Genomic DNA, 15,637 nt, shown 5'->3' with positions numbered 1-15,637 from the left:
AGGCGGTCCGTGAAAGCGCCGTAGCCGTATTTTGTCACTTAAGCGACGAAAATTGGCAGATCTTAGCCGCGCCGGATTCCTACACTGTCCTCTGGTCCCGGCATGGCGCCGGGTGGTCCTGCCCCTTTGCATGCGCACCATGAATTCCGCCCAGAACCCCGTTGCCGGCGTCACGGACGCTTCCATCCCCGCTCCCGCTTCCGCGCAGGCCGCCACCCCGGCGGCGTCCGACCCGTCCACCGCCTTCAAGGTGCTGGGCGCCATCAGCGTGGCGCATCTGATGAATGACATGATCCAGTCGATCCTGTTGGCCATCTATCCCATGCTCAAAGAGTCGTTCAGTCTGTCGTTCGCGCAGATCGGGATGATCACGCTGGTCTATCAGCTGGCTGCATCGCTGCTGCAACCGTTCATTGGCTTCTACACCGACCGCCATCCGAAGCCGTATTCCTTGCCGGTGGGCATGGGCTTCACGCTGGTGGGCTTGCTGCTGCTGTCGGTGGCGCCGTCGTTCGGCTGGCTGTTGGTGGCGGCCGTGCTGGTGGGAACGGGGTCCTCGGTGTTTCATCCGGAATCGTCGCGGGTGGCGCGCATGGCCTCGGGCGGCCGCCACGGTCTGGCACAGTCGCTCTTCCAGGTGGGTGGCAACGTGGGCTCGGCGCTGGGGCCGCTGCTGGCGGCGCTCTTCATCATTCCGCACGGGCAGGGCAGCGTGGCGTGGTTTTCGCTGGCGGCGTTGTTCGGCATCGTCGTGCTGACGGGGATCGGACGCTGGTACAGCGCCAACCGCGTACGGCTCAAGCCGCGTGCGCGGCGCGACGGGGCGGGCAACGGGCTGTCGCGCAACCAGGTGCTGGGTGCCTTGACGGTACTGGGCGTGCTGGTGTTTTCCAAGTACTTCTACCTGGCCAGCCTGAACAGCTATTTCACCTTCTACCTGATCGGCAAGTTCGGCTTGTCGGTGCGCGAGGCGCAGTTGTACTTGTTCCTGTTCCTGGCCGCGGTCGCGGTGGGGACGGTGGTGGGCGGGCCCATTGGCGACCGCGTCGGCCGCAAGATCGTGATCTGGGTGTCCATCCTGGGCGTGGCGCCGTTCACGCTGATGTTGCCCTACGCGAACCTGTTCTGGACCGGCGCGCTGGTGGTGGTGATCGGCATGGTGCTGGCGTCGGCGTTTTCCGCCATCGTGGTCTACGCGCAGGAACTGGTGCCGGGCAAGGTGGGGATGATCGCCGGCCTGTTCTTCGGTTTCGCGTTCGGTATGGGCGGTGTGGGCGCCGCGGCGCTGGGCAAGCTGGCGGACGCGACCAGCCTGGAATACGTGTACCAGGTGTGCGCGTACTTGCCGCTGCTGGGCGTGGTGGCGATCCTGCTGCCGAATGTGGAGAAGCCCCGGGCGGGCACGGCCCGGGGGTAAGGCGCGGGGCCCGCTTGCCTTCAGCCCGCCTGGACCGAGCGCAGGCGGGGCTGGCTTTTTTCGATGTCCAGGATCTCGCCTTCGGCGCCGTGATGGATGACCGACACCCGGGCCGCGCGCAGTTGCGCAAGCTGGGCGGGCGTGACGGCGAAGCTCTTGGCCAGCCGATGGTCCGAGAGCGGCTTGATAGGCTTGCGGCGGTCTTTGCCGCCGAAGCGCCGGTGGTTGTAGATCGCCCAGCCCACCAGCAAGGCGGCATTCGCCAGCGCCAGCAGCCCATATCCCCAGAGCGTGCGCACGGTGGGCAGGAAGACGGGCCACAGGGCTACGTCGGGCCCGCCGGCCGCAGCGCGCAGGATGGCCACGATGCCGGAACCGAACAGATAGACGAAGTCGAACCAGCCGACGGCAGTCAGCAGAAGGTCGAACAGATAGCCCGCGCGCGAGCGTTGCGTGGTGATGATCATGATGCGTCCGGTGATTTGATGCCCCGGTCCGGGCTGGTCCAGCGCGCGCGCCGGGCCTGCTTGCGAAGCATGACTTTGGGAAAGCTGACCAGCGTGGTGAACAGGCTGACCATCCAATAGGCCAGCGGATACCAGATGACCCAGTACAGCGCGCGGGTCAGGCCGGGTTCATAGCGGCGGTCGATCAGGATGCTGACCGCGAATTGCAGCAGGCACACCATCGCCAGCATCATGCCGGTGAAGGCGGGCGGCATCAGGCTGGCGATCTGCATCTGGTTGGGCAGGGCGACGAACTGGCTGATGACCCACAGCAGCACCGAAATCGCGAACGCGAACGCCCAGGCGGTGGACAGGCAGAATTCCGCCACCAGCGGCCACAGCCGGCGATGGCGCCAGCTCCAGATCGAGCGCAGGTTCTTCAAGAAAACCTCGGCGCCGCCCTGAGCCCAGCGCAGGCGCTGCTTCCACAATCCGCGCAGGGTCTCGGGCATCAGGATCCAGCACAGTCCGCGCGGCTCGTAGAAAATCGACCAGTGGTCGCGTTGCAGCTTCCAGCTGATGTCGATGTCTTCGGTAATCATGTCCAGGCTCCAGTAGCCCACGCGATCCAGCGCCGCGCGACGGAACGCGGCCACCACGCCGGAGACGGTGAACACCTGTCCGTAGACGCGCTGCGTGCGCTTGATCAGGCCGATGATCGACGAGAACTCGCCCACCTGGATGCGGCCGATCAGCGTCGAGCGCGTGCGGATGCGCGGGTTGCCGGTGACGGCGCCGACGCGCGGATTGTCGATCAGCGGCGCCACCAGATACGCGGCCGCGTCTGGGTCCAGCACCGCGTCGCCGTCGATGCAGACCAGGTATTCGCTGCGCGCGGCCAGGGCGCCCATGCGCAGCGCCATCGCCTTGCCCTGGTTCTGAGCCAAGTGCACCACTCGCAGTTTCGGCTGCGATGCCGCCAGCCGGTCCAGCATGGCGGCGGTGCCGTCGCTGGAGCCGTCATTGATGGCGATGACTTCGATGTGCGGATAGTTCTGGTTCAGCGCGGCCAACAACGTTTCTTCGCCATTGCCGGCTTCGTTGAAGCAGGGCACCAGGATGGACACCAGCGGATCGCCGGCAAGCGAGGGCGGCTGGCGGTCCTTGCCCCAGGCCCAGTGCCGTTCCCAATGCCACCAGAAATAGATGCCGCCGGCCATCCACATGCCGGACATGAAGAGGGGGTAGAAGAAGACGAAGCCCAGCAGCGCTTCGCCGGTCAGCATCAAGGTGAAGCCGAACGGCGCGCCGAGCACCGCGCAAAGGATTATCAGGGCGAGCAGACGGTCGATCATCGGATGGGATACCACGCTTCGGAGAGGGCGGGCCGGATGCCTTGCAACCGGGGCTGGTCCTGCGAGAAGTCATCGGGGTAGTAGCCGAAACTGGGCGCGCCGCGCCGTTGCAGGCGCTGCATCCACCCGGCCAATACGGCGGTGTCCACGGGCGCGCCTTCGGGCTGGCCGGGGCCCGCGCGCCAATCGCGGCTTTGCAGTTCGAACACGGTCTTGCCGAGCGCGCCCGGACGGCGGGCGACGGCGTCGACCATTGCATCCAGCCAGGCGTTCTCCTTGCCCTTCGGCACGTTTTCCATCAGGGGCATCGCCATGGGGGCCGTCCAGTCGTAAGCGCCCAGGAAGTCGTCCAGGTTCTGCGCGAACCAGGTTTCGGATTCGGGATTCAGGACGGGCTGCGCATAGATGTTGCGCGCGGTCTTGATCTGCGGCCCGCGCACGGCCCGCACGCGCTGCGTGAGGCTGGCGGTGAAATCGATCAGGGCGCGGCTTTTGAAGCGGGTCCAGCGTTGCAGGGTGTCCGGATCCGCACGCAGTTCGGCGATGCTGCCGGGCAGGCCGGCCGCGCGGTAGGCGGCCAGTGCTGCGGGGCTGGCGTCTTCGAAATCGGACAACAGGGCGTCGTCGTGGAACAGCAGGCCGTCGAAGATCGCGTAGCGCGCCAGGTCTTCGTACAAGTCGCCGATGCGGGCGCGCACGGTGGCGTCGAAGGGCGACAGGCGGCGGTATTGGTCGGGGTCGGCTTGCGGCGCGCCTGCCGCCTCGGGGTCCCACCGGGTGACGCGTGGCAGCGACGGGTCCAGGTCAAAGGCCAGCACTGGCATCCAGGCATAAACCATCACGTTGGCGCGGTTGTGCAATTGCCAGGCTGCGCGGTTGAACAGGTCGGCGCGCATGGGCAGCCAGCGGTTGGGGAAGTACACCGACTTCACCAGGCCGTCGCCTTCGGGATCCGCATACGCCTGCAGGAACACGGTGTTGATCTGCATGTCCAGGATGCGCTGCACCAGTTCACCCAGGTTGCGGTCGGTCTGCGCGGGATCGGGGTCGTAGACGTAGTCCAGATCGACGTGCGCCACCCGCATGAAGGGGTTCGCTTCCATGCCGACGACGCTGTTGGCGAAGGGTTTCAACGCCGGGTCGCTGGACAGCAGCAGCCGGGGCGTGGACATCAGGCGGCCCAACCGCCCGGCGCCGTCTTCCAGCGTCAGGGCCAACTGATAGCCGTGCTCGCCCGCGATGCGCAACGTGGAGCCGCCTTCCGCGCCATATGGCCAGACCCAGACGCGGGGCGCGTGGCCGGTGACGCGGCGGATCTTCTCGGTGATGGCGGCTACGTCGCGGCCCATGCGGGCATTGAACTGGGCTTCGGTTTCGTATTGGTGGGTCTGTGCGTTGTAGGCGCGAATGGCCGCAGCCGGTTCGGTGTTGCCCTGAGGATTGGCCAGGGCGCCGTAGTGGGACGCGTCGGTGTGCGCAGCGATTTCCACCAGGCCGGACCGCGAGATTTCGCGGATCTGGTCCCAGGTCAAAAAGCGATCGCGCGCCTCTGGGCTGCCGCCGAAGTCCACCGGCTTGTCGGCCGGCGTATCCATCCAGACGCCAACGGGAGCCAGCAGCGCGGGCCAGCCATAGGCTTTCAGGATAGGCAGCACCCGGGTATAGAAGCTGCGGTAGCCGTCGTCGAACGACAGCAGCACGGCGCGTTCGGGCAGTGGCTGGCCGCCCTGGCGCGCCGCCAGGATCTGGTCGACGGACACGGCCTGGTAGCCGTTGGCGCGCAGCCAGGCCAGCTGGTCGACCAGCCGGTCGGTGCGCACGCTGAGGAAGCCCTGGTCAGGATCATCGTCTTCGACGTCGTGATAGGCCAGCGCCAGGAATTGATCCGGCTTCCAGGCCTGCTCGGCAGGAGCCACGGGGCGCTCGGCCGGCGGCGTGAAGACGGGGATGTCCTTGGCGCAGGCGGTCAGGGCCAGGATGACCAGCAGCAGCAAGCCTGCCAGGATCAAGCGGGTAGGGGTGTTAAGCGGCATGACGGGTTCTGGGTCCAGGTTCGGATGGAGGTTCAGAAGCGATAGGCAAGGTCGAACACGATGCGCAGTTCGCGTTCACGCACGCCGTCGTAAGGGCGGCTGATGCCAGTGACCATCGCACCCATGTCCAGCACGTCGTTGGCGCGGTAGCGCTGGCCGTAGCCCAGCGCCAGGACGCCGCCGGTGCCGTAGCCCTGCTGGCTGTAGGTGCCGGCGCCCAGCGTGCCGATCTGTTCCCAAGCGGTTTCGTAGCGGCGATAAAGCGTATGCGTCAGGCGTACGCCCGGTACCGCCATGAAGTCGGCGTTCGGGTTGAAGTAAGGCGCGTCGTCGCGCGTGTTGTGCTGGGACGACAGGTCCAGTTCCAGGTCCGCCTTCAGGTGCGGGGCGGTGTAGACGCGTTCGCGGCCGTTCACGCCCAGTTCCCAGCGGCGGTTGCCGTCGCTGAAGCGCGACGGGGCGACCGCCAGCGTCCATTCGCGCCGTTCGTTGGCGCGCCAGCGCACAAATCCCGTCAGGCGGTTGGACGAGATGTCGTTGGTCAAGGCGCGCAGCGGCGTCTCGCGCGACATGATTTCGCCCGAGCCGCCGATCTGCCAGTGGTCGTCCAGGTCGTAGGCGGCCGACAGGCGCACGCCCGGTCTCACGCCATGGCCGTAATCATTGGTGGAGACTTCGCCTTCGACGGTCAGGTCGCGGCCGCGCCATTCCACGCCGGTGCGCAGCCAGCGGTAGTTGCCGCGGCCTTCCTCGAAGTCGCCGGCCGCATACCCGCCGCCGCCGAACACGCGCCAGTTGTAATTGATGGGCGAGGAATAGAGCACGGCGTCGATGCCGAAGTCACCGTTGCCGTTGACGGGGCTGTCCGAGGCCAGCCCGCGATAGCCGCTGATACGCAATTCGGCCTTGTTGTGGACTTCCCATTCGCGCGCCAGACGGCGGCTGGTCAGGTTCTCGGGAGCGCGCGCCAGCGTATCGGCGGACAGCGCTTCCGCCTGCCTCCATTCCTGCAGGTCCAGCGCGGTGAAACCCTGGCCGTTTTCCACGCCCAGGCTGCGAGGCGCCAGGGTCTCGGCCATTTTCAGTTCGGCCTCTGCGGCGCGCGGCAACGACCGTGCGCGGTACAGGCCGGCCAGGTCGCTGCGCAGGCCGGAGTTGTTGGGCGCGTTGGCGACCATGTCTTGCAGGCTCGTTTGCGCGGCAACGGTGTCGTCGGCTTGCAGGCGCGCGGCGGCAAGCGTCTGGCTGCTTTCCAGGTTCAGATCATTCGGCATGCGGGTGGCCTGGCCCTTGTAGTAAAGCCAGGGGGCATAGCCCGACTGCACGGCTTCGGTCACCGCACCCGTCTCGTCGTATTGCTCGCCTTCGGCCAGCGCGTAGTAGCGCCCCGTCTGGTTGGCCAGCCGCTGCTCGGGATCGTCATTGTTGAAGGCGTCGTCGACGGCGACTTGCTGGTAGAGGTCGCGGGCACGTTCAGGCTGGCGCAGGTACAGATAAGCCGACGCCACATCGTTCAAGGCATAGCGCGGCACGCGGACGCCTTCGGAGACCAGGGCTTCGTACTCGTGCGTCAGGTCGGCCATGCGCACGCGCGCATGCAGGGCGTGCAGGCGGTCGATGCGGGCACGCGTCAAATCGTCGCGCGCCGCGTCGCCCAATTGCCGCCAGGCGGGAATCAGCACGTCGTAGCGGGCCAGCGCGCGGTCGGCGATCACGAAGCGTTCGGCCTCGCTGCGCGTCGGCATCGCCGCCAGGCGCACCTGCTGGGCCAGCGCATCGGCCTCGAAGCCGCGCATCTGGGCGGCATTGAACAGGTCCGCATGCTGGCGCGCGCGTTCCAGCGCGGTGTCTGCCATGCGGGCGCGCTGCAGCGCGTAGATGTACTCGCGTTGCACCGCAGGGGAATCGGGGGCAAGGCCTTGCGCCAGATCCGTCTGATGCAGCGCTTCAAAGGGCTGGCCCTGGCGGGCGTGGACATAGGCCAGCGCCAGGCGCGCATCAGGGCTCTTGGATTGGCGCGCCACCCATTTGCGGCCCGCGGTCAGGGCCGGGTCGAATTGGCCGGCGTCAGCCAGGGTCATGATTTCGCCGGCGGTGAAAGCAGGTTGTCCGGGGTAGCGGCGCAATCCTTCGCGGAAGGCGGCCAGGGCTTCGGGCCAGCGCCGTTCATCGCGATAGGCGCGGCCCACCGCCAACTGGACGTCGCCGGGCAGCGCCGTGCCGGAGGGCAGAGATTCGTAGGACGCGATGGCCTCGGCCGGCTTGCCCGCCCAGCTGGCGATGATGATGTGATCGTGGACGGCGCGGGCGCCAGCGGCCGGCCCTTGCTGTCGCAGCATGGCCAGCGCGGGCTCGTAGTCGCCGGCACGGGCGCGGATGATCAGGGCGTCGTAGTCCTCCGCCGGTCCTGCCAGAGCCAGGGCGGGCGCCAGGGCGGCGCAGGCGGCCAGTCGGCGCAATGTCGTTCGGGCAACCCGGGGTTGCTTGGGTCCTCTATCTTGCATCTGTTGTACTTCCGCAGTTGCGACTAGGGATGTTCATGGCTCCGCCGCCCTGGGGGCGCGCTGGCGGCAGAACCGGCAGCGACTCGAGCGGCGCGCGGGGCGCCCTCGGGAAGGGAAGCGAACATGTGGTTTGGACTGCGCGGCGCCCGCTACGGGGACCTTCGCACGCGCGCTGAGGCGGTGCATGGCTAGTACGCGCCACGCCCGTAGGGCGTGGTCGAGGGGCTTCTTGCGGCTCCTGCGACAGATGGGACTGTAGGGGTTTTCCGCAAATTCAACTGTCAATTACTGCAAAGGATGATCCTGACGCGTTGCCCTTGGCGTATTCTTCGTCGCATACCGTGCAATCGTCCTGGCGCGGCTGGTAAAGGTTCTGGATAAATCGCATTCGTCTCGCGACGGCTCTTGGCCGTCTTGCGTGCTGTGCGTCTATTTGTCCTTCTGGTAACAAAAAGCATCAAAAATGCTGACGTGTAACGCGTCTCCACTTACGAACCCAGTGCAACGGCAATTCCAAGCGACGGCAAACGCCTGAAGGCGCGACCCGGCAAAAACCATGACGACTTCCTTGTTCTTCCTGATGTGGGGGCTGGCCACGGCGTTGGCCTTGCCGCTGCTGCTGCCGTTCCAGGCGCGCGGCGTGGGCGGCGTCCAGGCGTTCATCGCAGCCAACGCGCTGGCCGTGGTGTCCCTGCTGTCGTATGCGTCGGCCGAGTTCGTTGCCGCAGGCGTCTATGTGATGGCGTCGAACGCGGCGTGGGTGTGCGCGGTGGGCCTGGTCTATGTGGGCCTGCGCCAGTTCTTCGGCCTGCCCCCGCACATCGTGCGCACCCTGGGTATCAGTGCGATGTGTCTGCTGGCGTTTGCCGTAATGCTGTACGGCGAGGACAACCTGGTCGGACGCATGGTGCTGTTTTCGGTCTACACGTGCGCGTACATGGCAATGGCGGGCTGGGTGATTTACCAGCAGCGCACCGAGATCCAGACGCGCGGCGTGACGCTTTACCTGATGTTGGCGACCTTCGGCCTGGCCGGCCTGCATGCAGTGCGCGCGGTGCTCTACGGCGCTGGCCTGGCGCCGCCTGTCTCGCTGCTGCAACCGTCATCCTGGGGGCTGTTCTTCATTGTCTGCGGATCGGTCACCGTGCCCGCGTTGTTCCTGGCCTTGCTGCTGCTGATCCAGACCCGCCTGTCGGAACAGATGCAGGCCGCGCTGACGTTCGACAGCCTGACCCGCGCGTATTCCCGGCGCAGCATCCTGGATGAACTGGACCACGAATTGCAGCGGTGCAGCCGCATGGGCGGCCAGTTGGCGGTGCTGGTGCTGGACATCGACCATTTCAAGTCCATCAACGACCGCTACGGCCACGCGGCCGGGGACACGGCGCTGCGGCATTATGCGCAGGTCGTGCAAAACGCGGTGCGCAGCTCTGACCGCTTTGGCCGGCTGGGGGGCGAAGAGTTCGTGCTGCTGATGTACGACTGTGATCCGGCGCGGGCATTGATCCACGCGCAGCGGGTGTGCGATGCCTTGCGGGATACGCCGCTGTATTTGCAGGGAGGCGAAGTGCAGATGACCACCAGCGGCGGCCTGGCGTCCTACCAGCCGGGCGACAGCGCCGACGGGATCCTGGCGCGCGCCGATGTGGCGTTGTACCGCGCCAAGGAGCAAGGCCGCGACCGCGTGGAAATGGCATTTTCCGGGCGCGGCACGGGCCGGGTGCAGGTGGGGGGTGTGGCGGCCAACGCGCCGTTGGCCGCTCAGGAAGCCTCGGGCGACTAGGGCCGGTCCGAGGTTCCTTTCAACAGCAGGCTAGGGCTTGAGGTGTTCCGTCAGGAACTTCTCCATCGCTTCGTAGAACTCGAACTTGTTCTCGTCATTGTGGAATCCGTGGCCTTCGTTGTCCTTGACCATGTATTCCACTTCGATGCCGCGGGCCTTCAGCGCCTTGACCATCTGGTCGCTTTCATCCTTGTTCACGCGGGGGTCTTTGGCGCCCTGCGCGATGAACAGCGGCGTCTTGATCTTGTCCGCATGCAGCGCCGGCGAGGTGGCCGCCAGACGGTCGTGGTCGCGCTCCGGATGGCCCACCATGTCCTGCATCTTGTCCAGCATGGGCTTCCAGTACGGCGGAATGGACTTCATGAACGTGAACAGGTTCGACACGCCCACGTAGTCCACTGCGGCGGCATAGAGGTCTGGCGTGTAGGTCACGCCGGCCAGGGTGGCGTAGCCGCCGTAGCTGGCGCCGTAGATGCCGATGCGCTTGGGGTCGGCGATGCCTTCCTTGATCAGCCATTGGACGCCGTCAGTGATGTCGTCCTGCATTTTCAGGCCCCATTGCCCGAAGCTGGCTTCCCAAAAGGCGCGGCCGTAGCCGGTCGAACCGCGGAAGTTCATCTGCAGCACGCAGAAGCCGCGGTTGGCCAGGAACTGCGTTTCGGGGTTGTAGCCCCAGCCGTCGCGTGCCCACGGGCCGCCGTGCGGGTTCACGATGCAAGGCAGGTTCTTGGGATCGCGCCCGGCGGGCAGCGTCAGGTAGCCGTGGATGGTCAGGCCGTCGCGGCTTTGATAGCTGATCGGGCGCACGTGCGCCATGTCCGCTTCCGGGATGGCCGGGTTGATGTCGGCCAGCTTGGTCAGCGTGTCGGTGGTGGCGTCATAGATGTAGCGCGAGCCCGGCGTGCGGTCGTTGTAGGCGGCGACGATGAACTTGTTTTCGTCGCGGTTGGAGCCTTGCAGCGCGATCTCGTAGCCCGAGAGCTTTGCCGACAGCGTCTTGAACAGCGCTTCGGACTGGGCGTCGAAGAACTTGAATTGCGGCTTGTCGGTCTGGTAGGCGGCCAAGGTCAGCACGCGCCTCTTGCGCGAGTAGCCCGCGCCGTCCAGGTCGACGGTGTCGGGGGTGAAGACTTCTTCTTCAGCGTCGGGCTTGGCGGGATCGATGACCACCAGCGACAACTTGTCGCGGCCGCGGTTGCTCAGTGCGTAAAGCTTCTTGTCGTCGAAGGTGAAGAACGACGGGCTGACGCTGGTGCGGTAGTCGGTCGTGATCAGCGGGCGGAATTCCGATGCTTCGTCGTCGCGGTAGAGCAGGGTGGTGTTCAGGCCGTCGCTGGTGACGGCGGCGCGCACCTTGCCTGCGTGGTCCGTCTGCCAGCCGACGATGTTGCCCGGGTTCTGCGCGACCAGCACGGCGGCGCCGGTGTGCACGTTGACGCGGTAGACGTCGAAGACTTCGGGGTTGCGCTGGTTGTGGCTGATCAGGACGTGGTCGGGATCGTCTTCCAGGTCGTCTTCGATGCTGGCGCGGGCGCCTTCATACGGGGTCAGGTCGGTGATCTTGCCGGTCTTGGCGTTGACGGCGAGCACGTGGTAGTTCTCGTCGCCGCCGAAGTCCTTCTGGTAGAGGACGACGTCGCCGCCCTTCCAGAAATAATTGCTGATGTCGCGGGCGGTTTCGCTGGTCAGTTGGCGGGGCTCGCCCACCAGCTTGCTGCCTTCCAGAGGCTGCACATAGATGTTCATGCGGGCCGGGTTGCCATCCACGCTGGTGGGCTGCATGAAGGCCAGGGTCTGGCCGTCTTCGGCCAGGCGGAAGAAGCCGCGTTCCGGATTGCGGAAGAAATCTTTCAGGGGATAGGCGCGAGGGGGCGGCGGGGTGGCGCAGCCGCCCAGTGTGGTGCCGACGATGCTGGCGGCGAGAACGGTGCGCGTCATGAATGAAAACAAGGGGAGACCTCCGTGATTTCAATGCCTTACGTCTTGGGCATTGGCGGACTACGGTGCCTGCCGGCGCCGGGCGCCGACGGCTCGTCGATAATGCCATAGTCGCGCGGGCAGTGTCGAACCGGCCCCACTTATGCCGCCTGGCGGTTTGCGGGATAATCGCGGCAATTCATCTGGAGAATTACATGTACAGGAATCTGGTCGCGGCATCGGCGCTGGCGCTGGGCCTGGCGGGGTGCTCGCTGGGCATTTCGCAGGACGGCACGTCGCCGCACAGCGAGTTCAAGGCGCCGGTCGCCTTCAATGATGCCTACGCCGCAGTGATCCGGCAGTCGAACAACTGCCTGCGCAGCACGGACAACGCCTACCGCGTGGTCTCTGACCTGAATGAAGGCGCGCAGTCGGCCATCGTGCGCGTGCTGGCGCCGTATACCGACAATGAAATGACGCGCGTCGACCTGAAGGCCGCCGGTGAGAAAAGCACCGACGTGCGCATCGTGATGTGGGGCAAGGGCACCTGGGACGCGGCGGCGATGCGCGCGATGCAGGACGCCATCTACTACAGCATCACCTCGTGCAGCACCTATATGCCGCTGGATCCGCGGCCGCCGGTCAAGCCGTCGCGCGACTTGCCGAAGTAGGCGGGCCGCAGCGAGGCGCCCGGATCAATCGCCGCCCGGACGGCGGCGGATGATCTTGAAGGTGGCGGTCGCGCGCGCGACCAGTTCGCCATCGGCGCGGCGGATGTCGCCTTCACAGAAGGCGATGGACGCGCCGCGGCGCAGGCAGCGCGCCTCGATGACCAGGTTGCCCGTGCCGGGCGACAGGAACGTGGTGTTCATGTCGATGGTGGCCATGCCTTCGGTGGCGTCGGCCGAGCCGCGGGCGGCGGCGCTGAGCGTGAAGTCCAGCACGCTCATCAGCGTGCCGCCATGCACGTCGCCGCGGCTGTTGGTCAGGTCTTCGCGCCAGGGCAGCGAGGTGCGGGCGTAAGCCGGCGCGATGCTCTCGGGCACCAGGCCGATAAAGGTCATGAAGGGTATCGTCAGGCCAAAGTAATCGGTTTGGGCAGTTGCGGTCATGGATCGGTTGTGGGCGGAATGGGAAAGCGGGATCAGCCGGTCATAATATATTTTTTTGCAGTGGCCGCCAGCGCATCGCCGGGCCGGCCTCTTGTCCCCAAGCGGAATGTCTGAACTTATGCGCAAGATCGTGCATGTGGACATGGATGCGTTCTACGCGTCCGTGGAGCAGCGCGACAACCCTGAACTGCGTGGCAAGCCGGTGGTCGTGGCCTGGACCGGCCCGCGTTCGGTCGTGTGCGCCGCGTCGTACGAAGCCCGGCGCTTCGGCATCCATTCGGCCATGTCCGCGGTCCGCGCGGAACGGCTTTGCCCGCAGGCTATCTATGTACCGCCGGATTTCAACCGCTATCGCGAGGTGTCGCGCCAGATCCGCCAGATATTCGCCCGCCATACCGACCTGATCGAACCGCTGTCGCTGGACGAGGCCTACCTGGACGTGACGATCAACAAATGCGGGCTGCCGTCGGCCACGGAAGTGGCGCAGGTCATCCGCCACCAGATCCGGGAAGAGACCGGGCTGACCGCCTCAGCGGGCATTGCGCCCAACAAGTTCCTGGCCAAGATCGCGTCTGATTGGAACAAGCCCGATGGCCAGTTCGTGGTCCGGCCGGGCAAGGTGCTGGACTTCTTGCAGCCCTTGCCGGTGCGCAAGGTGCCCGGCGTGGGCAAGGTGACGCAGGCCCGTCTGGAGCAACTGGGCATCCACACCGTGGGCGACCTGGCCACGCACAGCGCGGAAGAGCTTGAACACTACTTCGGCCGTTACGGCAGGCGCCTGTACGAATTGGCGCGCGGCATCGACGAGCGCGAGGTGCAGACCGACCAGCCGTTGCAGCAGGTGTCCGCGGAGACGACGTTTTCGGAAGACATCCGGCTGGACGCGCTGGGCGACGCCATCGACCGCATGGCCGACCGGGTGTGGGACCAGGCGCTGAAGAAGGGCGCGCTGGGGCGGACGGTGGTGCTCAAGTTGAAGACCGACCGTTTCCGCATCCTGACGCGCAGCCAGACCAGCCCGAATCCGCCGGGATCGGCGGCGGAACTTGCCGCCGTGGCCAAGCTGCTGTGCGAACGCGTGGAATTGCCGCCGGAAACCCTGTACCGGCTGGCAGGAGTGGGGATGAGCAATTTTGCCGATCCCGCCGAGCAGGCGCGCCAGCCGGATCTGTTCGGCGGCGCGTTCTAACTGCCCGCTTCGGATCAGGCCAGGCGGGCCTTCACTTGCTGGGACAGGGCGGTCATGTCGGCACGGCCGGCCAGGGCTTGCTTGAGCAGCGCCATGACCTTGCCCATCGCGGGCGCACCGGTCACGCCTTGCGCGGCCACTCCGGCGAGGGCGGCGTCGATGGCGGCAGCCACTTCTTCAGGCGATGCGGCCTGCGGCAGGAATTCCTGCAGCACGGCCATTTCGGCCTTTTCCTGATCCGCCGTTTCCGTGCGGCCGGCCTGTTCGAACGCGGCGATCGACTCGCGGCGCTGCTTGACCTGCTTTTCGATGATGGCGGTGATCTCGGCGTCGGTCAGGTCGCGGCGTTCGTCCACTTCCTTCTGCTTGACGGCTGCCAGCAGGAAACGCAGCGTCGTCAGGCGCTCGGCGGCCTTGGCGCGCATCGCGTCCTTGACGGAATCAGAGAGGCGGGCTTTGAGCGTAGCAGTGCTCATGGGTGAACCTTTTGTGTGGTGTTGCGGCAATCCGCCAGTGTAAACCGGGCAGGCCGGCGCGGGATGGGTAGCGTTTTGCCGCCCGCTTTTAAAGATGTATTATAAATGCATGTTTAAAAGCGAGTTCGCTCGCAACCCAAGGAGCACCTGATGTTGAGCCCCCAAATCCGTGCACTGGTCAAAGCCACGGCCCCCGTCCTCAAGACGCATGGCGTGGCGCTGACGCGCCATTTCTATGCACGCATGTTCGACCACAATCCCGAGTTGAAGCACGTCTTCAACCAGGCCCACCAGGCCGGCGGCCAGCAGCAGCACGCGCTGGCGGGCGCGGTGACGGCCTACGCCGAACACATCGACGACCCCTCCGTACTGATGCCGGTGGTGACCCGCATCGTGCACAAGCACGTCAGCCTGGGCATCCGGCCCGAGCACTACGCCATCGTCGGCAAGCACCTGCTGGCGTCCATCCGCGAGGTGCTGGGCGAGGCCGCGACCGACGAACTGGTCGACGCCTGGGGCGCCGCCTATGGCCAATTGGCGGATCTGCTGATCGCCGAAGAGGCGCGCCTGTACGCCGAATCGGCCGGTAAGCCCGGCGGCTGGACGGGCTGGCGGGCGTTCCGCGTGGTGGGCAAGCAGGTCGAAAGCGCTGAAATCACCTCTTTCTACCTGGCGCCTTCCGACGGCGGCGCGGTGCCTGCCTATCAGCCGGGGCAATACGTGTCGGTGCGCATCTACGTGCCTGAACTGGGCTTGATGCAGCCCCGCCAATACAGCTTGTCGGATGCGCCCGGGCAGGATCGCCTGCGCATTTCGGTCAAGCGCGAACCGGCCGGTGCGCAGACGCCCGCGGGACGCGTGTCCAATGCTTTGCACGATCGCCTGGAAGAGGGCGGCGTGCTGGACGTGGCGCCGCCGCAGGGGGATTTCCATCTGAAAGCGGACAGCGATGCGCCCGTCGTGCTGCTGAGCGGCGGGGTGGGGCTGACGCCGATGGTGTCGATCCTGAATCATCTGGTGCGCAACAACGATGAGCGCCAGATCCGCTTCGTGCACGGCTGCCGCAACCGGTCGGTGCATGCCATGAAGGACCACGTCAACCGCATCGCCGCCGAACGGGGCAATGTGCGCAAGGCCGTGTTCTACGAAGAGGTCGGCCACGACGACGAGCCGGGACGCGATTACGACCACGCCGGCCGGCTGGACTTGCGGGCCATCCGCGACGAGGTCATCGTGCCCGGCGCGGACTACTACCTGTGTGGTCCGGCCCCGTTCATGCTGGCGCAGCGCGAAGCGTTGCTGGCGCTGGGCGTGGGTCCTGACCGCATCCACGCCGAGGCCTTCGGCAGTGGCGGCGCGCCGGCCTGACCGGTGTATCCTGGCGGCCTGATCTGCCTGGGCCGCC

At 66.2% G+C, this 15,637-nt stretch carries 12 protein-coding genes; 5 read left to right on the top strand and 7 right to left on the bottom strand.

What is annotated here, in order from left to right; all coding sequences use genetic code 11:
• Window positions 1–139: 139 nt before the first annotated feature.
• Complete coding sequence (locus AC3WMU_RS10925) at window positions 140–1,417, top strand: MFS transporter (RefSeq protein WP_088590476.1); 1,278 nt, start codon at window positions 140–142, stop codon at window positions 1,415–1,417.
• 20 nt (window positions 1,418–1,437) lie between these two features.
• Here the strand turns inward: AC3WMU_RS10925 and pgaD are convergent, their stop codons facing one another.
• The 4 genes from pgaD to pgaA are packed head-to-tail and all read right to left on the bottom strand — an operon-like array spanning window position 1,438 to window position 7,755.
• Window positions 1,438–1,884 carry a poly-beta-1,6-N-acetyl-D-glucosamine biosynthesis protein PgaD gene (pgaD, locus tag AC3WMU_RS10920; protein ID WP_492282322.1) on the bottom strand — a complete coding sequence of 149 codons (447 nt, stop codon included), beginning with the start codon at window positions 1,882–1,884 and terminating at the stop codon, window positions 1,438–1,440.
• Window positions 1,881–3,218 carry a poly-beta-1,6-N-acetyl-D-glucosamine synthase gene (pgaC, locus tag AC3WMU_RS10915; protein ID WP_454676545.1) on the bottom strand — a complete coding sequence of 446 codons (1,338 nt, stop codon included), beginning with the start codon at window positions 3,216–3,218 and terminating at the stop codon, window positions 1,881–1,883. The genes pgaD and pgaC overlap by 4 nt, the downstream gene beginning before the upstream one ends.
• The gene (gene pgaB, locus AC3WMU_RS10910) at window positions 3,215–5,251 is read right to left on the bottom strand and encodes a poly-beta-1,6-N-acetyl-D-glucosamine N-deacetylase PgaB (protein ID WP_454676546.1); all 2,037 of its coding nucleotides are present in this window, start codon (window positions 5,249–5,251) and stop codon (window positions 3,215–3,217) included. The genes pgaC and pgaB overlap by 4 nt, the downstream gene beginning before the upstream one ends.
• Window positions 5,252–5,283: 32 nt before the next feature.
• Window positions 5,284–7,755, bottom strand: coding sequence for a poly-beta-1,6 N-acetyl-D-glucosamine export porin PgaA (pgaA, locus tag AC3WMU_RS10905; RefSeq protein ID WP_492282321.1), 2,472 nt, complete (start codon window positions 7,753–7,755; stop codon window positions 5,284–5,286).
• A gap of 556 nt (window positions 7,756–8,311) precedes the next feature.
• On the opposite strand from pgaA, the gene AC3WMU_RS10900 reads away from it, so the two are divergent.
• Window positions 8,312–9,538, top strand: coding sequence for a GGDEF domain-containing protein (locus AC3WMU_RS10900; RefSeq protein ID WP_006226907.1), 1,227 nt, complete (start codon window positions 8,312–8,314; stop codon window positions 9,536–9,538).
• A gap of 30 nt (window positions 9,539–9,568) precedes the next feature.
• On the opposite strand, the gene AC3WMU_RS10895 is transcribed toward AC3WMU_RS10900, so the two are convergent.
• Window positions 9,569–11,476: a S9 family peptidase gene (locus AC3WMU_RS10895; protein ID WP_377785540.1), complete on the bottom strand. Its 1,908-nt coding sequence runs from the start codon at window positions 11,474–11,476 to the stop codon at window positions 9,569–9,571.
• A gap of 194 nt (window positions 11,477–11,670) precedes the next feature.
• On the opposite strand from AC3WMU_RS10895, the gene AC3WMU_RS10890 reads away from it, so the two are divergent.
• Window positions 11,671–12,126 carry a BPTD_2524 family lipoprotein gene (locus AC3WMU_RS10890; protein WP_006226905.1) on the top strand — a complete coding sequence of 152 codons (456 nt, stop codon included), beginning with the start codon at window positions 11,671–11,673 and terminating at the stop codon, window positions 12,124–12,126.
• A gap of 24 nt (window positions 12,127–12,150) precedes the next feature.
• Here the strand turns inward: AC3WMU_RS10890 and AC3WMU_RS10885 are convergent, their stop codons facing one another.
• Window positions 12,151–12,567 carry a PaaI family thioesterase gene (locus tag AC3WMU_RS10885; protein WP_006226904.1) on the bottom strand — a complete coding sequence of 139 codons (417 nt, stop codon included), beginning with the start codon at window positions 12,565–12,567 and terminating at the stop codon, window positions 12,151–12,153.
• A gap of 106 nt (window positions 12,568–12,673) precedes the next feature.
• On the opposite strand from AC3WMU_RS10885, the gene dinB reads away from it, so the two are divergent.
• The gene (gene dinB / locus AC3WMU_RS10880) at window positions 12,674–13,756 is read left to right on the top strand and encodes a DNA polymerase IV (protein ID WP_035213961.1); all 1,083 of its coding nucleotides are present in this window, start codon (window positions 12,674–12,676) and stop codon (window positions 13,754–13,756) included.
• Between the two features lie 14 nt (window positions 13,757–13,770).
• Here dinB and AC3WMU_RS10875 read toward each other — a convergent pair whose 3' ends face one another.
• Window positions 13,771–14,232: a GatB/YqeY domain-containing protein gene (locus AC3WMU_RS10875; RefSeq protein WP_492282320.1), complete on the bottom strand. Its 462-nt coding sequence runs from the start codon at window positions 14,230–14,232 to the stop codon at window positions 13,771–13,773.
• A gap of 150 nt (window positions 14,233–14,382) precedes the next feature.
• Between AC3WMU_RS10875 and hmpA the strand changes: the two genes are divergently transcribed.
• Entirely contained in the window at window positions 14,383–15,600 is a 1,218-nt protein-coding gene (hmpA, locus tag AC3WMU_RS10870; protein WP_006226901.1) for an NO-inducible flavohemoprotein, read from the top strand.
• Window positions 15,601–15,637 lie beyond the last annotated feature (37 nt).

It is taken from the genome of Achromobacter sp. FW305-C-13, from assembly GCF_058783475.1.
This window is presented reverse-complemented; position numbering and strand designations above follow the sequence as displayed.